We start from the raw sequence: 22,453 nt of genomic DNA on the forward strand, positions 1-22,453 counted from the left end.
TGTCTCGTCCTAAAATAAGTTTACATATTTATACTTAATCCTAAAATAGATTTACAACTCATTTTTAGTCCTGTTATTGGTTTACAATAATAGGACTTTTTACATAATAATTCTTCCATAATTTTTCAGTTTTTATATTATTTTGATGTACTTGATTTGGTGTAAGATTACCTATACTCATATGAGGTCTTTCATTATTGTATAATTTTATAACTGCTTCCAATAATTCTTTAGCTTGTTCTAAATTATCTACTTGATAATCATTTAAATATTCTTCTTTAATTATACCATTAACCCTTTCTGCAATTGCATTTTCCAAAGGATCTCCGTTTTCTGTCATGCTAATTCCTATGTTATTGCTTTCTAAAAGCTTTACATATTTATCGCTGCAATACTGCATTCCCCGATCAGAATGGTGCGTGAGTTGAAAATGGCAATCTGGCCCCTTTCTTAGGCCAGAGATTGCTATTTTCAACGCTTCCATGGTTTCAACCGCTTCCATGGTTTGCGCTACATGAGAGCCAACAATTTTTCTTGAATAAGCATCCGTTATAAAGCTGATATAAACAAATCCTGTTGCAATTTTCCAATACGTTATGTCGCTAACCCATAATTGATTTGGTTCTGTTGGAATGAAGTTCCGTATCAAATTCGGATACTTTTTAAATCGATGATAGGAATTGGTTGTAATTGTTTGTTTTTTTCTACGCTTAACTAAAAGATAATTTGCAGATAAAACGTCGAATAATCGATCTCTACCCATCTTTATTTGATGCTCTATTAGAAAGGGTTGAAGTAATTCATACAACTTTCTTCCTCCTATATGACGATGATTCTTTCTTATATTTATCACCTCAGACACAATTAATTCATCTTAAAAAGCATATTGTTCTTGATGCCAAAAGTGTTGATAATATGCTTGTCTTGTTACACCAAGTAATCGGCAAAATTTGCCTAAACCAATCTTAGGATGATTGTTTTTCATCTCCTGAATTACTTGGTACTGGACTTTTTTACAATATTAATTTTAAACTCTTTTTCAGCTATTTCTATCATTTTACGATAAGCTTCAGCTAAAAGGTTTGCTTCTTGTAGTTCTCTTTCCAGTTCTGTAATCGACTTTTGAGACTCTTTTCCGCTGGCATCAATTTTAACTGCTTTCATATCAGGTAAAGATACAATTCTTGGTTTTAAATAGTCATATCCCATTTCTCTTAACCAATAAGTGAGTCGAGAATTACCAATACCATGTTTTACTTCAACTTCTCGCCTAGTAAAAGAACCTGTTAAATAATCATTACAAACAAATCTTTTAAATTCTTCCGAATATATAGATTGCCACTTTGAACTACTTACTCTTGAATATCTTTCCATATTTTTACACTTTTTTGTAAATCTATTTTAGGACAAGACAATATATAGAAAATGTTTTGAATACTAGTGTCGCTTCGTACCCTATATATAGTAAATGTTTTGCATACTAGGGTTGCTTCGTTCCCTATATATAGAAAATGTTTTGAATACTAGTGTCGCTTCGTTCACTATATATATAAAATGTTTTGAATACTAGGGTCGCTCCGTTCCCTATATATAAAAAATGTTTCGAATACTAGGGTTGCTTCGTAGGGTTCATATAATGAAACTACTTTACTATACCCTACGCTCGTAGGGTACATATAATGAAACTACTTTACTATACCCTACGCTTGTAGGGTACATATAATGGAACCACTTTACTATATCCTACGCTCGTAGGGTACATATAATGAAACTACTTTACTATATCCTACGCTCGTAGGGTACATATAATGAAACTACTTTACTATATCCTAGGCTCGTAGGGTATCTATAATGAAACTACTTTGTTATATTCTACATCCAATCGCTCGGTCTTTAAAATATTTATCGTACCAAAATCAGTCATTAGCCTCAAATAATGCAATGAAAATCAATCTTTGCATCAAAATCTTTAACATTTTCAAATAAAAACAAAAAATAAAACAGTTTCATAAGTTACTTTTTGCTATTTTTAGACTTTTTAAATCAAAAACGTACTAAACTGAATCTGATATGCATCTTTCACCAAGAGAAACCGAGAAATTACTGCTGCACCTAGCAGGTGAATTGGCAGAAAAACGAAAAGCAAGAGGCTTAAAATTAAACTATCCCGAAGCGATTGCCTTAATTAGCTCTCGTTTACAAGAAGCCATTCGAGACGGAAAATCGGTCGCAGAATTGATGCAGTATGGCGCCACTATTCTGACCAAAGAGGATGTAATGGAAGGCATTGCCGAAATGATTCACGACATTCAAGTTGAAGGAACTTTTCCGGATGGCACGAAGCTCGTAACCGTTCACGACCCGATTAGATAATCTTTCAAAAACCTAATTTAATTCCCATTCGATTATGATACCAGGCGAATACATCTTAAAAGAAGGCAGCATCGAACTGAATGTTGGTCGTGCTACATCAAAAATACTTGTTACCAATACTGGAGATAGACCAGTGCAAATAGGCTCTCATTTTCACTTTTTTGAAGTGAATTCACAAATGCAATTCGATCGAACTAAAGCATTCGGCATGCGGCTGAATATTGCTGCGGCTACTGCGGTACGTTTTGAACCTGGGGAAGAAAAAGAGGTAGAATTGGTAGCATTTGGTGGAGAAAAGAAAATTTTTGGGTTTAATAATTTAGTTAACGGAAGTGTCGCAATTCAAAAGTAAATAGGATGAGTTTAGAAATTAGTAGAATAAAATATGCCAACATGTATGGCCCTACAACTGGCGATAAAGTTCGGTTGGGCGACACTGAATTGTTTATAGAAATTGAAAAAGATTTTACTGTTTATGGTGATGAAGCCAAGTTTGGTGGCAGTAAAACCATACGGGACGGAATGGCGCAATCTGCCAGAGCGACTAGAGCTGAAGGTGTTTTAGATTTTGTGATTACTAGTGTAACGATTGTCGATCATTGGGGAATTGTGAAAGCGGATATTGGTATTAAAAACGGAAAGATTGTAGGCATTGGTAAAGCCGGGAATCCCGATACAATGGACGGAATTTCGCCAAATATGGTTATTGGCGCCAGTACCGAAGTTCACGGAGGTGCAGGAATGATAGCCACTGCGGGAGGAATAGATACACATATTCACTTTATATGTCCACAACAAATAGATCACGCTTTATTTAGCGGAATGACCACGATGATAGGCGGAGGAACTGGTCCTGCAGATGGTACCAATGCCACTACGGTAACGCCCGGCGCATGGAATCTTCAACGTATGTTAGAAGCTGCTGACTCCTATCCGATGAATTTGGGGTTCTATGGTAAAGGCAATTGCGCTTCGCTCGCTCCTTTAGAAGAACAAATAGAAGCAGGTGCATTGGGTCTTAAAATACACGAAGATTGGGGAAGCACTACTGCAGTAATTGATGCGGCTTTAACGATTGCCGATAAGCACGATGTTCAAATTGCCATTCATACCGATACGCTCAATGAAATGGGGTTTTTAGAAGACACCATAAAAGCTATTGATGGTAGAGTGATACATACGTTTCATACCGAAGGTGCTGGTGGCGGTCACGCTCCAGACATCATCAAAGCATCTATGTATCCTAATGTATTGCCCTCCTCTACCAATCCCACCAGACCATTTACGGTAAATACTATCGATGAACATTTAGACATGTTAATGGTTTGCCATCATTTGGATAAAAATGTTCCAGAAGATGTTGCTTTTGCCGATAGCAGGATTCGTCCTGAAACCATTGCAGCCGAGGACATTCTTCATGATATGGGCGTATTTAGTATGATGAGTAGCGATTCGCAAGCGATGGGTCGCGTTGCCGAAGTAATTACTCGTACGTGGCAAACCGCTCACAAAATGAAAGTACAACGCGGTCCATTAGAAGAAGACCAAGACAATAACAACGACAATTTTAGGGTAAAAAGATATATCGCAAAATACACCATAAATCCTGCTATTTCTCACGGAATCAGTGAAAATGTAGGTTCTATTGAAGCGGGAAAACTAGCAGACATTGTCTTGTGGAAACCGGCAATGTTTGGTGCAAAACCAGAAATGATTATCAAAGGAGGGATGATTATAGCCTCAAGAATGGGCGATCCTAATGCCTCAATACCCACGCCGCAACCTGTTATTTACCGCCACATGTTCGGGGCAAGTAGCAAGGCAATATTCAATACATGCATTACTTTTGTTTCTAAATTATCATTAGAAAACAATGTAGTTCAAAGTTATGGTTTGCAAAAAATGGTTTTACCGGTCAAAAATTGCAGGAACATCTCAAAAAAAGATTTGATTCACAACGATAAAACACCTCAAATTGATGTAAATCCTGAAAACTATGAAGTAAAAGTAGATGGCGAAGTCATAACTTGCGAACCAATGAAAGAATTACCATTGGCGCAACGCTATTTTTTATTTTAATGCTGATTTTTGCTCTAAAGAAAATTTCAACCCCATCATACTATGCTCATTCAAAAAAAAATAGGGAATACTAGTGATTATTCTATTTCAAATAAAACTATAGATTGGCTGTTATTGCAATGGTATGAAACCAATAAACGCATTCAAAGAAAACAAACCCAACTAGGCACAGAAATTACAATTAAATTTTTAAATGAAAGTCCAAATTTAACGCAAGGAGATATTTTGTTTGAAGATGATACCACTATTATTGTGGTGGAAATAGTACCCTGCGAATGTTTGATCATTACACCCAAAGACAGGTTTGAAACAGCCAGTATTTGCTATGAAATCGGCAACAAACATTTGCCACTGTTTTTTGAAAATAAAGCCTTGTTAGTGCCTTTTGAAAAGCCTTTATACCATTTATTTGTAGCGCAAGGCTACGAAGTAGAACAAGAACAGCGAAAATTATTGCAGCCCTTAAAAACTACTGTTTCGCCCCACGGCAGTACTAACGATACTTTGTTCTCCAAAATAATGAAGCTCACTATACCCAATGAATAATTCTTTACTTTCTTTATTGCACCTTACAGACCCAAACTTACCCATTGGGGGCTTCTCTCATTCTGCAGGATTAGAAACCTATGTTCAAAAAGGATTGATTCACGATACCGCTTCGGCTAAAGAATTTGTTGTTCAAATGCTGTCACAAAATTTACGATATACTGATGCTGCTTTGGTTTCATTAGTATATAATGCCGCAGACAACCATAATTTAAAAGAAATTTTATCCTTAGATGACCAATGTACAGCGGTAAAACTTCCTAAAGAAATGAGACAAGCTAGTCATAAATTAGGCTTACGATTGATGAAAATTTTTCAACCTTTCAATAAAAGCGAATTGATTGATGGGTACGCTTTGGCGATCAAAAATCAAGAAATTGTTGGACATTACTGCATTGCATTCGCCTTATACGCGCATTCGCTAAACATAAAAAAGGAAGATGCACTAAGCGGTTTTTACTACAATGCTGCGGTAGGTTATGTTACTAATGCTGTAAAATTGATTCCGTTAAGCCAACAAAGTGGTCAGGAAATTTTATTTTCTATTCAAGATTTGATTGCAGAATTAGTGCAACAAACGGTAGATCCCGATGAAGATTTAATAGGAATGTGCTGTTCCGGTTTTGATATCCGAAGTATGCAACATGAGCAATTGTATTCGAGATTGTATATGTCGTAAGTTTGAGTTATGGGTTAAGGGTTATGAGTTATGGGGTATGAGTTAGCGGTAAGTTTAAAAAACACAACGAATATGAAAATAAGATTGAAAATTGCCACACTATTTGTTCTTGCAAGCCAAGTAGTAATTGGCCAAAATGGCTATTTGACAAGTAATGAAGCTCATATTTTGTGGCAACCAAATACAAAAATCACAAAAACTGATTATCAAGGGCAACCAACAAGTCAAGTTGATAAAATGATGGACGAATATGGATTTACAGCTTCGGCATCAGTTGGACTTTGGAGTGTCCTAGACATTCCAAAGAAGAAAAAAGACAGATATAAGAAGTTTGAGAAAGTATATTTTGCACCTGCATTTGAAAAAACAACCTCTTACATTCGGACAAACGATTCTCTGCAAATAGAAATGCAAAACTTATATTTTGATATATGTGAAGTATGGGCAAGATGGGCAAGGAAAGAATTAAAAGTATTTCAAGACGCGACAAAAGCAACAGGAACAATGAGTATTTTTTATATGACAGTTAAAGAAGATATGCACAAAAATAGAATTTCAATGTTTCGTGCTTATTTTAAAGAAGTGTTCATTGACAAAAATAAAGGTGCATTTGAAAAATGGCGAAAAGAGATTGACAAAACACTTGAAGAAACTAAAATGTGGGCAACAGCACCAGAAGAATGTCATAGATTGTTGACACAAAAGCCGATTGAAGAAGGATATATAATGGCACCACCCTTAATCGGGCCATTATTTAATGACAAGAAATAGAAGACCTACCGTAACACGGGTTTTGTGCCAGGCGGGCTGACGTGCAAACTTGTAGCTTTGTTCTTCTATTCAAGTTCAGTTCTAGCTGACAGTTTTGTGCTCCGAAACCGGCCCGCACGAAAAGCCCGAAAACGTTATGGGTTGTGAATTGTAAATGATGAATTAGTAAATGATATATTAAAAATGAACGAGAGAAATTATATAAAAATAGGAGTTGCTGGACCGGTTGGTTCGGGAAAAACAGCCTTGATTGAACGATTGAGTAGAAAATTAGCCCATAAGTACAGCATTGGGGTGATTACCAATGATATTTATACCAAAGAAGATGCTGATTTTTTGACACAAAATAGTTTGTTACCCAAAGAAAGAATCATTGGGGTAGAAACTGGAGGTTGCCCTCATACTGCCATTCGAGAAGATGCCAGTATGAATCTTGAAGCTGTCGATGAAATGGCAAACCGTTTTGCAGACATTCAAATTATTTTTATAGAAAGTGGTGGCGATAATTTATCAGCAACTTTTAGTCCTGATTTGGCCGATGTCACCATTTTTGTCATTGATGTAGCCGAAGGTGATAAAATTCCTCGGAAAGGTGGACCCGGTATTACAAGAAGCGATTTGTTGGTCATTAACAAAATTGATTTAGCTCCTTATGTCCATGCTGATTTAGGTGTTATGGAACGTGATGCCCGAAAAATGAGGAATGGAAACCCATTTATTTTTACCAATTTGATGAGTTTACAAGGCTTAGATGCCGTGATTGGCTGGATCCAAAAATATGCCTTGTTAGAAGAAGTGGACGAACCCCAATTGTGCCGATGATAGCCAAATTGCACATTCAAACCACATTCAAAAACGGCATAACCCAGTTGGGTAACTGTTATTTTTCTCCACCTTTTAAGGTGATGAATATTACCGAAGACAAGAAAGCAACCCAATTGCATTTGATGCTCATGAGTTCCTCACCCGGAATTTTAGATGAAGATGAATTTGAAATAAGCATTGAAGTCTCTGAAAATGGTGCGCTGCAATTGCATACCCAATCCTACCAACGGTTGTTTACTATGACTAAAGGAGCGCAACAAATCACGGAAGTTACTCTAAACGATAACGCATCATTTACCTACTTGCCTCATCCTTCGGTCCCGCATAAAGAGTCTATATTTAAGTCTAAAAATAAAATTTATCTAGGAAATCATTGCCATTTACTGTGGGGCGAAATCATCACCTGCGGAAGAACGCTAAAAGACGAAGTTTTTACTTTTTCAAAATACCATAATTGCACCGAAATATTCCTGAAAAATAAACTCATCATCAAAGAAAATATCGTGATGCAACCTTCATTATGTGATCCCACACAAATGGGACAACTAGAAGGTTTTACTCATCAAGCGAGCTTGCTAATTATAAACGAAACGCTAGATGTCGATGGATTTACAACCGCTGTAAATGACTATCTTCAGCAACAAACTCAGATCGATTTTAGAATTTCTACAATAGCAACACATGGAATTATAGTTAGAATTTTAGGGTTCAAAGCGGAACAATTGTTCGATGATTTGAAACATATTGCAGCCTTAGTCCCCACATTTAAAATGCAAATGTCGAGTTAGGATGTAGATAAATGTTCTAAGTCAGGTAGTGATTGATAATTTTTTAAAATAAGTAAAATCTTAAAACCAACATCCCTTTTTTTGAAGCGTTTAAAAAAAGATAATTTATGTATGATTTTCAACTATTAATTACCAGCGCTATTGCCATTGCTTGTTTGCATACGGTTTCAGGACCAGACCATTATTTGCCTTTTATTGCTTTGTCAAAATCAAGAGGATGGAGTTTTGCCAAAACACTTTTGTGGACTGTTATCTGCGGGTGCGGTCATGTTTGGAGTTCCGTTTTATTGGGGCTTGGTGGTGCTGCAATTGGTTGGAATTTATCAAAAGTGTCGTGGCTTGAAAACGTGAGAGTTGGGATAGCGGGATGGGTTATGCTGGTTTTTGGTCTGGTGTATGGAATATGGGGATTGGTTAGAACGTATAAAAACAAATCCCACAAACATTTTGACACTTATGAAGATGGCAGTATGTTTGTTTATGAACACCAACACGGCAGCCCCATTCCCACGTCCGAAAGACATAGAGTAACGCCTTGGGTGATGTTTGTCATCTTTCTTTTGGGCCCTTGCGAACCTATGATTCCGCTATTGTTTTTCCCTGCGGCCCAACATTCTTGGCATGGCATGGTTTTGCTCGTTGCAGTTTATACTTTTTTTACCCTAGTTACCATGGTGACTATGGTAGTTTTAGGATATTATAGTATCTCATTTTTTAAAACTGAGCAACTCGAAAAACACATGCATTTCTTAGGAGGTTTAACCTTATTTATTTGCGGTGCAGGGATGGTTTTATTAGGATGGTAAAAGTGGTTTATTGGACTACTTCGCTTTTCTGTTTTCTAGTATTTTCTTAAAGGATCGACCTCTAATTTCATCTAATGTTAAACCAGTTGCCAGCACTTCTTCTTCAGTAATAGCGCCACTATTCAAGGCACGAAGAAAATAATTCAGCAATCCTTGTCCTGTTGCAGCATCATCAAAAACGTCTCCAATCAAGGTAGCACGTGCTGCTTTGTCAACAAAGGTTTTCAAACGATCCACCGCATCATCATAACTTTCCAAAAAGAATGCATATACCGCAGCATATCGCATAGGGAATTGGGCAGGATTCAAATCCCATCCTTGGTAATACCCATTCCATAATGAATGACGAATGTGATCATATCCTTTTTTCCAAGCTCGATGCACGACCTTTTTGTTCTCTTCTTGTTGCTCTGGAGTCAATTCGCCACGATGTGGTCCTATCGGCATCGTGTTTGTAGCACCATCACTTAACCAAATTCCGGTATGAGCCAAAGCTACTTTGGTCACGTGATGGGCAAAGTCACAAACAGGATGATCCATTTCTTGGTATTTTGCAGTAATGCTACAACTGGCGGTATAATCATAAGTTCCAAAATGCATCGCAATGCAACGCCCTTGAGCGGCTTTAATAAAGCGATACAGGGGATTGGTTCCATTTACATCCATTATGGCTTGTGTTGTTTCTACCATCATTTCCATTTTTAGGATTCCTTTGGTTAAACCCAATTCTTCCTCTAAAATGCTGAAAAAATTGGCTAAGGTTTCGGGTTGTTCTGGAATGGTCACTTTAGGCAACATGACCACAAAATTATCGGGTATTTTGCCTCCTGTTGCTGCCACTAAAGTGCTGATAAAAATATCCAAAGTGCGTAAGCCTCTTTCTTTCATTTCTTCGGTAAATGGCTTGATACGAATGCCAATAAAGGGCGAAAGAGTTTGGTCTGCCATTCCTTTGGCTACCTCTTTCGCAGTAGATGCTGCTGTGGCATCTTCTTCTTCATTGCTTCGGTTTCCATAACCGTCTTCAAAATCAATTCTAAAATCCTCAATGGCTTCCGTTTGGAGTTTGGCTACTACTTTATCATAAATACGTTTGCTGAAATCAGTACCACCAATTAATCCAAAAGCTTTTCCGAATACTTCATGATTAGGCGCATAGGTTTGTAGTATTTCTAAGGCTCTATTTCCCAAGGCAATAGGTGAATCGGATTTGAAAAGATTGGCACCTCCATATAAGGTGTGAACCGGTTGGCGGTCGCTACGGTCTCCTGGATAAATTTCGTTAAATGCTGTATTGGCTTGACTTAAACTTTGGAACAATTGTTCTTTTTTGGTTGAAGGAATGGTCATTTGAGTTATGGGTTATGGGTTTTGGGTATTGGGTTCTAGGTTCTGGGTTCTAGGTTTTAGGTTCTGGGTTTTAGGTTCTAGGTTATGAGTTATAAAATTATATTTAATTCTAATTTCTAGCTGTCTATTATCTATCCGTCTATCATCTATCCGTCTATTTCTTTTATCTAAACGTCTATTTTCTTTCTCTAGCTTCCTCGATAGGTATTAAAACCAAAAGGATTAATTAGCAACGGAACATGATAATGCGTTTCGTCGAAAGTGCTGAACTGGATTTCTACCTCGGGATAAAAGGTTTTTAAGTTTTGATGAGCATAATACGAACCCGTATCAAAAACCATTTTATACGTTGCAGGTTTTAAATTCCTTTCTTGTGGTAACAAATCCGGAATTCTGCCATCAGTATTTGTAATGCCTTGTGCGATGGTTTGCCAAATGTTATTTTGTTTTGCTTGCAGTCGAATAGAAATGTTTGCACCGGGTAAACCAATGGCTGTATCTAAAACGTGAGTGGTAATTTGGCTCACTTTCAAAAAACTGAAATCACCGTCGGTTAGTAATTTTCTGAATCGGATAATACTGATTTTTTGCTGTTCACCCATTGCAATATGCAACTCTTCTTCGACTGTGTTTTTTAGTCGATCTAAAAGGATTTGCAACATTTCGTTAGCCGATTTTCCGGTCGCACAAACAATGAAAATAAAACCATTTTTGCTTTCATAATTGGTATTGGCTTGAGCCAATGCTTCAATTGTTTGGGTTGTGGCAACGGCTACACCAGCTTGTTCTTTGCCTGCAAATTTTTCGGTTAAGCTCTTCACGTCACCAATTTTTGGATGATGCGTAAATGATTCTCTCCAATCTTTTTCTCCACATTCGTCATACCAAATTTTTCCTGATAAATCGACCAACTCTTTTTCTGAAGTAAATGGAAAATGAGCCATCATACTAGAAGCCCATTGGGTAGAACCACAACAATCCATCAAATGTTTGGTGGCAGTGGCAACGTCTAAAGTATTAAATTGAGATAATGTCATAACTATTTATTTGAGACTTGCGCCTTGTTCGATCCAACAACGAATCGTGTTTCGTTCTTCTTCAGTAATATTCGTTTTATTATTTTGAGGCATCGTTTTGGTAATGACCACACGCTGCATAATCAAATCTTTCTTCTTTACTATTTCTTCTGGAGTGTCGTACATAACACCATTTGGAGCTACTTTATAAACATCATCGGTGGGATTTGAAGAGTGGCATTGCACACATCGTTTTTGTATGATCTCTTGAACTTCGGTAATACTTACTTCTTTTTTACATTCGTACGGATCAGTACTTGGCGCAGATATAAAAGTTGCAGCGAAAAGAATCAAAATCGAAACCGGTAAAATCCAAACATTGAGTTGTTTTTTCTCCTTGAGATTTAAATAATGTTTTACTCCGGCAGCGCCTAATGAGATAATTGCCAAGATAAGCCACGGATATTCATAACCAAAAGTAGACGGAAAGTGATTACTAACCATAACAAACAAAACGGGTAAAGTAAAATAGTTGTTATGCAAGGAACGAGCTAAAGCTTTTTTACCCAAAGAAGGATCTAATGGAATTCCTAATTTGGCGCATCGCACCATTTCTTTTTGACCCGGAATAATTACAAAGAAAACATTAGCGACCATAACGCTTCCTATCATAGCTCCGAAATGAATGTATGCCGCTCGGGCACTAAAAACATGGCAATAGAACCAAGCAAAACCAAGCAGAATGAGAAAACCAATAATAGAAAATGCCAATTGATTTTTGATTAATGCCGATTTGCACATAACATCATAAATTATCCAAGCAACAACGAACGAGCCAACACCAATCAAGATGCCTTGCGTTGCGGAAATATCCATTACATTTTTGTCAATAAGAAGGGCAGAGGCATTGAAATAATACACTACAAATAACAAACATAAACCAGAAAGCCAAGTAAAATAGGCCTCATATTTAAACCAATGCAAATGCTTAGGAATGGTTTTGGGAGCGACTTTGTATTTTTCTAAATAGTAAAAGCCACCACCATGAACCGCCCAAAGATTGCCGGCTAACTCATCGCGAACATCTTCCGTTCTATTCAAAGCGTTTTCAAGAAAAACAAAATAGAAAGAGGCACCAATCCAAGCAATACCAAACGTAATATGCATTAGGCGAATGACAATATTAAGCCATTCCATCATATGACTTTCTAGAGGAGAATCTTGCACCAGAATATACGTATTGACCAAAATTCCTATAATAGCCAACAGTATTCCGGTATAGATATAATTCTGACTGGTATTTTTAATTTCTTCTGTGTTCTCCTCACTGGTTTTGCCCATTTTAAGCGCGGGCATTTTATAGGACACATAGCCTAGTAGTATTAAAATACCAAAATAAACAAAATATAAAACTAATATTATGAATGTACTTACTATCACTATGTATTGATTTTACCAAAAATTCTTAATCGGCTAATTCCTCCGTCAGGAAAAATATTCAATCGAACATGTGTTATTGCAGTTCCTTTATTAATCTCTGAAATAAATTCATGTTCGTGATCGGCGCTTAACTTTTGCTGCGGCAATAGTGTTTGCCAATTGGCATTGTTTTCGACATCATCCGTATCAGAAACACATGCTTCAATCAGACAACTATCGGGATAATTCCCTTTGAAATGACAAGTATCAACAACAATGCGGTCAACAGTTCCTTTATGTGCTAATTTTAAAATGACCCAATCACGGTTATTAGGCGTTCTGTTTCTTTTAGTTTCCCAACCGTCACCCATGTTAGCCCCACGATTCGGCATAATTAAATTACTCATGTCGCTAAAGAACATATCGTTACAGGCAATGGCTTGACCACCATTGATGGCTGCAGCTAAATCTATTTCTTGAGTTGCGGCAACGGCATCCCAATTTTTAAATACTTCGCCATAAACGCGTAATCTTGCGACACCACCATCAGGATAAATGTGTAAACGAAGGTGCGTAAAAATGGCATCACTATTCGATTCGTAGAAATTCTGAGAACCTGGATCTAAATGTGATTTTGGTAGTATTTCTTTCCAAGCCAGCGTTGACCAATCGGTAATTTCGTCAGCATTTGTAATACTAATGGCTTCAATAGAAGCATGTGGCGGATGATTTCCTAAAAAGAAATTGGTGTCAATATCAAAACCTGTAATTTTTCCCGAAGTCGCTAATTGAATAATTGCCCAATCGTGACCTGGAGTTCTTTTACGACGGCTTTCCCAACCGTCCATCCATTTTCCTCTATCGGTGTATTTATCGGTAATGAAAATACCTCGAGTTGGTGCTATTAAGTTTTCTTTTTCAGCAAAAAAATCATCGGTTGCAAACAATACTTTTCCACCCAATCGCTCAGAAGCTAAATCAGTAAGTTTTGTATATACGGGGGATTCTTTGATTATCTCTGTTACTTTTGCAAAAGCCATTGTCCTTTATTTTTACTTTGTATGGATTTATTTTTATAAATTGTTTCGCCATTAACTATGGTCTCCGTTACAACTCCACTTAAATTTTGATTTACGTATGCACTTATTTTATATCTAAAAAGAATATCATCTTCCTTTACAATGCTTGTTTTTTCGGGATTCCAAATAACAAAATCAGCATCTTTTCCAATGGCAATGCTTCCTTTTTTATCCGATTTTATAAACTTCGCAGGCTTTGAAGTGACTAACGGAATAAATTGTTGTAAAGTCATGGTGTTTTTCAATGCTGTCCATGAACCATTTAGCAAAAATTGAATTCCTGCAATTCCTCCCCAAGCTTTTTTTAAATTACCTGTTTCCATTTCCTTTATACTCGGCGGCGCAGGAGAATGATCGGTTGTAATGAAATCTAAAACGCCGGTTGAAAAAGCATTTTTTAATTGGTCATTGTTTGCTTTTTCCCGAATTGGCGGCGCACATTTATAAATGCAACTGGCATCTGGAATATCTTCGGCATTAAAGTAAATGTATTGTGTACAAGTTTCAGCGGTAATTGGTAAACCTTCTTTTTTAGCGGTTGCAATTTTAATCAAGGCTTCAGCAGAAGCTACGTGCACAATATGAACGGGACAATTGTGTTTGCGACACATTCGTATCATTAAATCTATCGCATCATTTTCCCATTTTTTGGGTCTGCTGGCTAAATAATGTTGGTAACTTGTGGGATTATTTTCAAAATCGCAATCAATTTCTGTATCATACAATTCGCAATGCGCAAGTAAAGGCAAATTATATTTGGCAATTATAGGCATAGCTTCATCTAAATCTTTTTCAGTAACATTGGGGAATTCATTAATTCCAGAATGCGTCAGAAAACATTTCACACCAATAACACCCGCTTGAATCAGTGCTTCTAAATGGGGAGTATTTCCGGGAATAAGTCCGGCATAAAAACCAACATTGACATTCATTTTTCCTACTGAAGAATCTAATTTTTCTTGGAACGCTTGTAAAGTTGTAGTCACAGGACTTGCATTCAAAGGCATATCAATAACTGTAGTTGTTCCGCCAGCAGCTGCGGCTTGTGTTGCCGTTTCAAAACCTTCCCATTCAGTTCTCCCAGGTTCGTTGATGTGCACATGTACATCAATAACACCGGGCATAATAACTACATTACCAAAGTCTTCGGCATCATTAGTTTTTTCAAAATGAATAGCATTAATGTGTGCCTTATTAAAACAAATTGTCGCAGGTTGAAGTTTATTTTCAACCCAAACACGTTTGCTATATATTTTTCTTTCGCTCAAGATAGTTATGTTTAATTTTAGAATGTATTTAGACGGCTTACAAATATAGTTTTAAATAATAAAAACAGATAAATTGATTGCAGAATTATTAGAAATCAACACCAAAAACGGAAATTAATTGCGATTTTTAACACTTATTAGCTGTGTAGCAACACTAATTGCAATTTCATAAGCCGTTTCACTTTTAATAGCAACACCTATTGGCGCATATACTTTTGATAACTGATTTTCATCAAAAGAATCGGCAATCATATTTTTAAATAAGGTGGCAATCTTTTCTTTGCTGCCCAACATTCCGATGTATTTGAAATTCTTATTCACTAATCGCCTCAAAATAATATCATCTGTTCTATAACCAAATGACATAATTACAACATATACCGAATCGCCATCGGGAATGTGGTTTTCTATTTGTTCAAAATCGACAGTTTCCCGAAAATGGGCAAATCGATTGGCATTCATCGTATTCAAATTATCCCTATGATCTAAAATATGAATTTCAAAATCTAGTTTAGATAATACTTCGCTTAAAGCTAACCCAACATGTCCTCCACCTACTATATATAATTTTTGAACTAATCCAATCGATTCTTTAAAATAACATGCTGCATTTTTAACTTCATTGATTTCGATATTTTTATCAGTGTAAAAAATAAAATCGTTGTTTTGCGTTACAATTTTTTCAATTACTGGAAGAAAAGCCAAATCACAATCATAAAAAGCAATCGTTTGTTGGCCTGAACATATCATTCCCGATTGATCTTTAAATGCCGATTTATCGTGAATTTGTTTTTTTACAAAAGGTTCAAAAGCAGGTTTATCTAAAAGTGTTTGAGCATACTCAACCAGTTTATGTTCCATTATTCCGCCACCGATTGTGCCGAACATTTGACTTTTAGTTACCAACATTTTAAAGCCCATTCTTCCTGGACTACTGCCTTCATTCGCAATAACAACCAATAAGATGAGCCGTTCTTCTTGAAGTAATACCTCTTTAAGTTTAGTATAAAATTCTAAAACCATATTTTAAAAACTTTTTTTGATATTGACACCAATAGTATATATGAACTATCGTTACTGACATGCCATTGCGCCGCCTGGCCCGTTCGCTAAAAATGTCCACTGGACATTTTTGCTTCGCACAGTTCGGCTTTTAGCCTCGGGTCTTAACGCTCCGTCCTATACAAATCCATCAATACTTTTTCTGGAGTATAAGGCGCATTTACAGCCAAATCAGCATTAGGATTAAAAGCCTTTACAGCAGCCCTAATAGCAAAATAGGCACCAATGCCATACATTAATGGTGGTTCACCAACTGCTTTCGATTTTTTGATGGCTAATTCGTGCCCTTCGGTTTCTAAATGTTGCACTTGTATCAATTTTGGCACCGAATATATATCTGGAACTTTATACGTAGAAAGAGCATTCGAAACCAATCGACCTTTTTCATTATAGATAATTTCTTCTAATGTCATCCAACCAACTCCTTGCACTAATCCACCTTCAATTTGTCCGTTGTCAATTGTTGGATTCATACTTTTTCCAAAATCATGAACGATATTTACGCTGTCAAAATCATAAATTCCTTTCAAACAATCCACAGTTACTTCTACAATTGCGGTTCCATAAACGTGGTAGGCAAAAGGATGTCCTTTTTCTTTAGATTTATCAAAATGAATCGTTGGCGTCGCATAATGTGCATTCTCACTAAGTGCTACTCGTTGCGTGAAGGCTCTAGTGATTAAATCATTCCAAGAAATTTCAGTTTTGATTTCATTAGCAAAAACCATTTCTTCTTTCAGTTCAATAATTTGATCCGTATATTTTTTTTGAGCTACTGCTTTCAATCGTTCCAATAGTGAGGTACATGCCATTTGCAAAGCTTTCCCGTTCAAATCTGCGCCGGCACTTGCGGCTGTTGGAGATGTATTGGCAACTCTTAATGTATTGGTAGATTCTATGCGAACTTTAGAAGGTTTTATGCTAAAAGTTTCGGTGACGATTTGCAACATTTTAGTATTTACTCCTTGTCCCATTTCAACTGCGCCAGTACTTACCACAACACTTCCGTCATGATAAATATGAACCAAAGCACGAGCATGATTCATCATCGTATTGGTAAATGAAATTCCGAAACATATAGGTTGAATGGCTAATCCTTTTTTGAATCTTGTGTTAGTGCTATTAAATGCTTGCACTCTTTCTTTTTGGGTTTGATAATCATAACTTTTAATGCAGGTTTCCCAGGCGTGATGCGCTTCAGTTTGTTGAAGAATTTGACCGTAAGACAATTCATCTCCATCCACTACCAAATTATTTTTTTGAATTACAGCTGGACTTATTCCTAATGTTTCAGCCGCTTTTACAATGGCCGCTTCGATTACAAATTTTCCTTGTGGTCCGCCAAAACCACGAAATGCAGTATTTGGAGGTAGATTTGTTTTACAACTGTATGCTTTTGCAATTACATTTGGAACAAAATACGCATTGGTCGAATGAAAAAGAGTTCGTTCCATAACCGCAGGAGACAAGTCAGCCGCAGCACCAGCGTTTTGATAATGAGTTACTTCGTACGCTAAAATTTTTAAATCTTTGGTTAAACCAATTTTAAAATCGGCAGAATAGGGATGTCTTTTTCCTGTCATTCGCATGTCATCCATTCGGTGCATTGCCATTTTCACGGGTTTGTGTAAATGCTGTGTTGCCAAAGCTACCATCACTGCCCAAGGTGTTGCTTGATCTTCTTTTCCTCCAAATCCGCCTCCTAAACGAACCGTATCGATTTCGATTTTGTGCATCGGAATTCCTAATACACGCGCCACCATTTTTTGAACCGCAGTTGGTCCTTGGGTTGACGAAGAAATAATAATACTTCCATCTTCCTTCGGACGAGCGTATGCACCTTGCGTTTCTATATATAAGTGTTCCTGACCGTTTACATCTGTTCTTCCTTCAAAAACATATTCGCAATGCGCCCAAGATTCGGCGGTATTCCCGAGTGTAAATTGTCTCGGAGGCATAATCAATTTATTTTGCGCTTGTGCTTCTCTGGCATCAGTTATAATTGGTAATTCATCATAAACTACTGTAATTAATTTAGCTGCCATTCTACAATGGTGTTCCGATGTTCCGATGATTAGTGCAATTACTTGACCGCGAAAATGAACTTCGCCATCGGCAAATAATGGTTCGTCGGGAAAAATTCCACCAATTTGATTTTCGCCAGGAATATCTTTTGCTGTTAAAATATCCACTATACCTTTGCGTTTTAAAGCAGCTTCGAAGTCTATACTTTTAATTTTGGCATGCGCCACAGTAGCATCAAAAGGCAAAGCATATAAAGTACCTTGCAATTCTTGAATATCATCCAAGTAAATGGATTTTCCTTTTACGTGATTATGTGCATCTATATTTACCATACTAAATCATCCATTTTAAAAGTTTCTGGAAACAATGTAATAAAATGAGCAAAGAATAATTGTCTCGCTAATAATCGCTTGTATTCTACAGTTCCACGCGCATCGCTAATTGGAGTGATTTCCGTTTGTAAAATTTTTTCTGCTTCCTTAATTACTTCAATGGTTATGGATTGATTTACTAAAAAAGCGCTAGTTTTTGACAAATACTTTGGAATTGGTCCAACGCCGCCCATCGAGAAATCAGCATTACTAATTGTAGCTCCGTCAACTGAAATAGCACAAGCGGTATTGACACTGGCAATATCTAAATATTGTCGTTTGCATACTTTTTCAAAGTTAAATATATTGGTCGTTGGAACTTCAAAAGTAATTGCAGAAATGATTTCATCTGCAGTTTTATTTAAAGTTTTGTATTCTAAATAAAAGTCTTTAAGTGCTAATTGACGGCTACTATTTTGTTTGTTAGTCAATGTCAGTTTTGCATTCATTGCTAAAAGAATAATTGTAAAATCTCCAATAGGGGAACCGTTCGCTAAGTTACCTGCAACGGTTGCAATGTTTCGGATAGGAGTGGAAGACAGTAGTTTTAGATAGTTGTACCAATTAGGAATTTCTTTCAACAATCGTTCATTATTGATTAAATCAGAAACGGTAACAGCCGATTTTATAGTGCAAAGATTACCTTCAAAGGTGATTCCTTTCAATTCGTTTTTATCAAAAAGATAGTTCAAGTCCATGTCATGTATTTCGTCATGTTTTTGAACATATAAATCGGTGCCTCCACTAATAGGAATTTGACCGTTAGTAGTATATGTTGTTTCGATTTCCTTTACTCTATCGGCAACATGCAGAAAATATTCAGGTACAAAATCATTGGCAATTAGCCATGGCAGCGGATTTTCTAAATCTTTGTCTTTTAATTTTTCGGTCAATTTCGCAGTGGCTCTTTCTATAGATTTATAACCAGTACAACGACAAATGTTTCCGTCGATAGCGCTAATCGCGTTTTCTACAGTTGGTGCAGCGCAAGTCAAAGCATAACCGCTCATAGCGTTTACAAAACCTGGCGTACAAAAACCACATTGTGTTCCCGAACAATCAACCATAGCTTGCTGCGCTTGGTTTAGTTTGTGTTTAAGATTCGTTCCTTCTACTGAAACGACATGTTTTCCATGAACGTTAGGTAATGGTGTCAAACACGAAGTTACACTCATATATTCCATTTTGCCATCTTTCAAAGAACCAATCAAAACGGTACACGCGCCGCAATCGCCTTCACGACAACCTATTTTAGTGCCACGGAGATTTTCATCGTATCGAATAAAGTCGAGTAGCGTAGTGCTTGCCGGCTTATCAGTTTGAATCAGCCGATTATTTAAAATGAATTCAATCATAAATCAGGGAATCAATATTCTATTTTAGCATTACTTGTTGCCCAAAGTTTAAAAGCTTCCAGCGCTTCTTCTGCCATTATTTGTTCAGTTTTCAATTTTCTATTTTGATATGGCAATTCTAATTCTTCGTATATGAATTGGTCATCAAAATTTATGTCGGCAGCATCCTTTTTAGTATTGGCAAAATACATTTTATCAGGTCTAGCCCAATAAATTGCGCCCAAACACATCGGACATGGCTCACAACTGGTGTATATTTCACATCCATCCAATTGGAAAGTTCCTAACGCCGCACAAGCATTTCTGATAGCAACTACTTCGGCATGTGCAGTTGGATCATTTGTAGCAGTTACTCCATTTGCACCACGGGCAATAATTTCACCGTCTTTTACAATTACTGCGCCAAAAGGGCCGCCATTACCACTTGTAACATTTTCTATTGAAAGGCGAATAGCCTCGAGCATAAATTTATTTTGATCTGTAGAAGCCATAAGTAAAAAAAAATTAGGGGGTAAATATAGGTGAAAACTTCGGAAATAAGCACGGAATATTTGACATCTATTGTTTATGTTCAAAGAAATAAGAACTAATCAAAAAACAAATATATATTTATATAATTATCAATTAACCGAAAGATTTATTTTCATTTTATTATCTAATACAAGACACAACGAAGTCCTTAGGAAACAATAAATTCATTGAATTATGCGAAAGGTAAGATTTATTCTTACGCCAATTTTTTTTGCAGTTTTCGGAATTTGATGTTTCCAGAAATGCTGAGTAGTTCCTTTCATGAGCAATAAACTACCGTGTTCCAATACAATATTTTGTTTTAAACTTGAAATGGTATTGTGTTTAAGTTGAAAAATTCTCTCTGTTCCAAAGCTAATAGATGCAATTATTGGATTTGTGCCTAATTCTTTTTCGTTATCGGAGTGCCAGCCGTTGCTGTCTTTTCCGTCGCGATATAGATTCAGTAAAACCGTACTGAAATTTGTATCAGAAACATTTTCTACCTTCGATTTTATCTTTTGTAAAAGCGGATTCCAAGTGTGCGGTTGCATTTTAATATTCGAGTAAGAATAGGATTTTCCTTCGTTACCGTATAAAGCGGTTAATCGAGGTTGGGGATGGGTTTTTCCAAAAACTCGTATTTCATCTTGTTGCCAAGGAATATCATTGCTTAATTGTTCGAAAATGGCATCAGCCTCATTTTTGTCAAAAAAATGAGGGAAATAAATAATTTCTGCGTCAGGCAAGTTAAAAACTATCGGTTCTGGTTGAAAAAGTGAATTCATTTTACAAAAATAAAGAGAATAACCAAGATTTTCATCTTTGCTTTTCTCTTTTAAATCAATTTTTTTTGTTAAAAAAAAGTATATCTGCTTATCAAATCAACTCTATAAATGTTTTCCTTTACGATTTAATGCGATGAAAAATTAATAAATTTTCTAAGAATTAAAATTAGAACAGTCCTTCCAAAGCTTTGTTTTGTATTCCAATTTTCGATGGGTCAAAAGCCAATTTATTTTTCAAAAGCGAGGCATAAACACATCTAAAATCAATCTCGTGTTTCAAATCTCCATTGTCTAAATCAGCAAGATTGGGATTGTTGCCAATAATTTTGCCACGATTATTTCCTCCAATAACAAACATTGGAGCTGCCGTTCCGTGGTCTGTTCCTCGTCCGTTGTCTTTTACTCTTCGTCCAAATTCCGAGAAAACTACTATCGTCACGTTTTGTAATTGTTGTGATTTTTTCAAATCTTCATAGAAACTATAAACGGCATCGTTGAGTTCTGTCAATTTATTTTTATGAATGGCCAATTGATTGTCGTGTGTGTCAAAACCGCCAAGCGAAGTGTAATACACTTTGGAATTCAAGTTTCCTTTTATCAATTTCGAAATCCATTCCAGATTTTTGGCCAAACCCGTTTTTGGATAAATCACGTCCGAGGTTGCTGAATTAGCTAGTGCTTTCTGGATGTCATCAGAACCTTCGACTACAGAATTAGCTATTTTTCGAACAAAATCCAATTGTGGATTGTTGGATAACTGACCCTCGTTTTCCACCTTGCTTTTGGCTCTAAATCGGTTCGGGTCTTTTACCGTAATCGAATTGGGCTCATCACCTTTCAATGCTAAATTATCAATATTGTCGATATTGATTCCAGCAGTTGGTTGGTGTTCTTTGCATTGTAAATCAAGATATCGACCCAACCAACCATCACTTAAATATTCCTGATTTTTGGGAGCGGTTTGCCAAATTTCCTGACTTCGGAAATGAGAACGAACCGGATTTGGATACCCTACATTTTGTATCACCGACAAATCGCCGTTTTGTTGGATTGCCGCAAATCCTTTCAAAGCGGGATGAAAAGCCATTCCTTTTGCTGAATTTAAAACCTCAGTTTTTGATAATGAAATTTTTGGACGCAAGTCATAATAAAGTGCATCTTCAAATGGGATAAAGGTATTCAATCCATCATTACCGCCGTTTAATTGAACGAAAACGACACATTGTTCGCCCAAAACCAAATTATTTTGTGAACCAAAAGAGTATAGAAAATTAGGCAAAAGGAGTGAACCGCCTGTGAAAGTTCCTGTGAGTGCTAAAAAATTTCGTCTGTTCATAATGATA

At 36.5% G+C, this 22,453-nt stretch carries 22 protein-coding genes; 9 read left to right on the forward strand and 13 right to left on the reverse strand.

Features of this window, described 5'->3' with window-relative positions:
- Positions 1–73: 73 nt before the first annotated feature.
- Positions 74–862, reverse strand: coding sequence for an IS3 family transposase (locus RMO83_RS03865; RefSeq protein ID WP_310558360.1), 789 nt, complete (start codon positions 860–862; stop codon positions 74–76).
- 131 nt (positions 863–993) lie between these two features.
- Positions 994–1,374, reverse strand: a complete 381-nt coding sequence (locus tag RMO83_RS03870; protein WP_310558361.1) for a hypothetical protein — start codon at positions 1,372–1,374, stop codon at positions 994–996.
- A gap of 696 nt (positions 1,375–2,070) precedes the next feature.
- On the opposite strand from RMO83_RS03870, the gene ureA reads away from it, so the two are divergent.
- The 9 genes from ureA to RMO83_RS03915 all read left to right on the forward strand — a co-directional run bounded on the left by ureA (position 2,071) and on the right by RMO83_RS03915 (position 8,867).
- Positions 2,071–2,373: an urease subunit gamma gene (gene ureA, locus RMO83_RS03875; protein WP_310558362.1), complete on the forward strand. Its 303-nt coding sequence runs from the start codon at positions 2,071–2,073 to the stop codon at positions 2,371–2,373.
- A gap of 34 nt (positions 2,374–2,407) precedes the next feature.
- The gene (gene ureB / locus RMO83_RS03880) at positions 2,408–2,725 is read left to right on the forward strand and encodes an urease subunit beta (RefSeq protein ID WP_310558363.1); all 318 of its coding nucleotides are present in this window, start codon (positions 2,408–2,410) and stop codon (positions 2,723–2,725) included.
- A gap of 5 nt (positions 2,726–2,730) precedes the next feature.
- On the forward strand, positions 2,731–4,452 hold the full coding sequence (ureC, locus tag RMO83_RS03885; RefSeq protein WP_310558364.1) for an urease subunit alpha: 1,722 nt from the start codon (positions 2,731–2,733) through the stop codon (positions 4,450–4,452).
- Positions 4,453–4,494: 42 nt separating this feature from the next.
- A complete protein-coding gene (locus tag RMO83_RS03890; protein ID WP_310558365.1) occupies positions 4,495–4,998 on the forward strand; it encodes an urease accessory protein UreE in 504 nt (167 codons plus the stop codon).
- Positions 4,991–5,677: an urease accessory protein UreF gene (locus RMO83_RS03895; protein ID WP_310558366.1), complete on the forward strand. Its 687-nt coding sequence runs from the start codon at positions 4,991–4,993 to the stop codon at positions 5,675–5,677. Before RMO83_RS03890 ends, RMO83_RS03895 begins: the two co-directional genes overlap by 8 nt.
- A 72-nt stretch (positions 5,678–5,749) precedes the next feature.
- Entirely contained in the window at positions 5,750–6,448 is a 699-nt protein-coding gene (locus RMO83_RS03900; RefSeq protein WP_310558367.1) for a hypothetical protein, read from the forward strand.
- Between the two features lie 183 nt (positions 6,449–6,631).
- A complete protein-coding gene (ureG, locus tag RMO83_RS03905) occupies positions 6,632–7,270 on the forward strand; it encodes an urease accessory protein UreG (RefSeq protein WP_310558368.1) in 639 nt (212 codons plus the stop codon).
- On the forward strand, positions 7,267–8,061 hold the full coding sequence (locus RMO83_RS03910; RefSeq protein WP_310558369.1) for an urease accessory protein UreD: 795 nt from the start codon (positions 7,267–7,269) through the stop codon (positions 8,059–8,061). Before ureG ends, RMO83_RS03910 begins: the two co-directional genes overlap by 4 nt.
- Positions 8,062–8,168: 107 nt before the next feature.
- Entirely contained in the window at positions 8,169–8,867 is a 699-nt protein-coding gene (locus RMO83_RS03915; protein WP_310558370.1) for a hypothetical protein, read from the forward strand.
- 15 nt (positions 8,868–8,882) lie between these two features.
- On the opposite strand, the gene RMO83_RS03920 is transcribed toward RMO83_RS03915, so the two are convergent.
- From RMO83_RS03920 to RMO83_RS03970, 11 genes are all read right to left on the reverse strand, one after another.
- The gene (locus RMO83_RS03920) at positions 8,883–10,217 is read right to left on the reverse strand and encodes a DUF6986 family protein (RefSeq protein ID WP_310558371.1); all 1,335 of its coding nucleotides are present in this window, start codon (positions 10,215–10,217) and stop codon (positions 8,883–8,885) included.
- A 188-nt stretch (positions 10,218–10,405) separates the two neighbouring features.
- Positions 10,406–11,254 (reverse strand): 2-oxo-4-hydroxy-4-carboxy-5-ureidoimidazoline decarboxylase, encoded by an 849-nt coding sequence (gene uraD, locus RMO83_RS03925; RefSeq protein ID WP_310558372.1) that lies wholly within the window; start codon positions 11,252–11,254, stop codon positions 10,406–10,408.
- A 6-nt stretch (positions 11,255–11,260) separates the two neighbouring features.
- Entirely contained in the window at positions 11,261–12,574 is a 1,314-nt protein-coding gene (locus RMO83_RS03930) for a urate hydroxylase PuuD (protein ID WP_310558373.1), read from the reverse strand.
- Positions 12,575–12,672: 98 nt separating this feature from the next.
- Positions 12,673–13,692: an allantoicase gene (gene alc, locus RMO83_RS03935; RefSeq protein WP_310558374.1), complete on the reverse strand. Its 1,020-nt coding sequence runs from the start codon at positions 13,690–13,692 to the stop codon at positions 12,673–12,675.
- Positions 13,674–14,999 carry an allantoinase AllB gene (allB, locus tag RMO83_RS03940; protein WP_310558375.1) on the reverse strand — a complete coding sequence of 442 codons (1,326 nt, stop codon included), beginning with the start codon at positions 14,997–14,999 and terminating at the stop codon, positions 13,674–13,676. The genes alc and allB overlap by 19 nt, the downstream gene beginning before the upstream one ends.
- Before the next feature lie 114 nt (positions 15,000–15,113).
- On the reverse strand, positions 15,114–16,022 hold the full coding sequence (locus RMO83_RS03945) for an XdhC family protein (protein ID WP_310558376.1): 909 nt from the start codon (positions 16,020–16,022) through the stop codon (positions 15,114–15,116).
- A gap of 143 nt (positions 16,023–16,165) precedes the next feature.
- The gene (locus RMO83_RS03950; RefSeq protein WP_310558377.1) at positions 16,166–18,418 is read right to left on the reverse strand and encodes a molybdopterin cofactor-binding domain-containing protein; all 2,253 of its coding nucleotides are present in this window, start codon (positions 18,416–18,418) and stop codon (positions 16,166–16,168) included.
- The gene (locus tag RMO83_RS03955) at positions 18,412–19,812 is read right to left on the reverse strand and encodes an FAD binding domain-containing protein (RefSeq protein WP_310558378.1); all 1,401 of its coding nucleotides are present in this window, start codon (positions 19,810–19,812) and stop codon (positions 18,412–18,414) included. Before RMO83_RS03955 ends, RMO83_RS03950 begins: the two co-directional genes overlap by 7 nt.
- A gap of 11 nt (positions 19,813–19,823) precedes the next feature.
- Positions 19,824–20,303, reverse strand: coding sequence for a nucleoside deaminase (locus tag RMO83_RS03960; protein ID WP_310558379.1), 480 nt, complete (start codon positions 20,301–20,303; stop codon positions 19,824–19,826).
- Between the two features lie 204 nt (positions 20,304–20,507).
- Positions 20,508–21,110, reverse strand: coding sequence for an alpha-ketoglutarate-dependent dioxygenase AlkB (locus RMO83_RS03965; RefSeq protein WP_310558380.1), 603 nt, complete (start codon positions 21,108–21,110; stop codon positions 20,508–20,510).
- Positions 21,111–21,276: 166 nt separating this feature from the next.
- Positions 21,277–22,446, reverse strand: coding sequence for a DUF1501 domain-containing protein (locus RMO83_RS03970; protein WP_310558381.1), 1,170 nt, complete (start codon positions 22,444–22,446; stop codon positions 21,277–21,279).
- Positions 22,447–22,453 lie beyond the last annotated feature (7 nt).

This window comes from Flavobacterium sp. (genome assembly GCF_031423415.1).
Lineage (GTDB): Bacteria > Bacteroidota > Bacteroidia > Flavobacteriales > Flavobacteriaceae > Flavobacterium.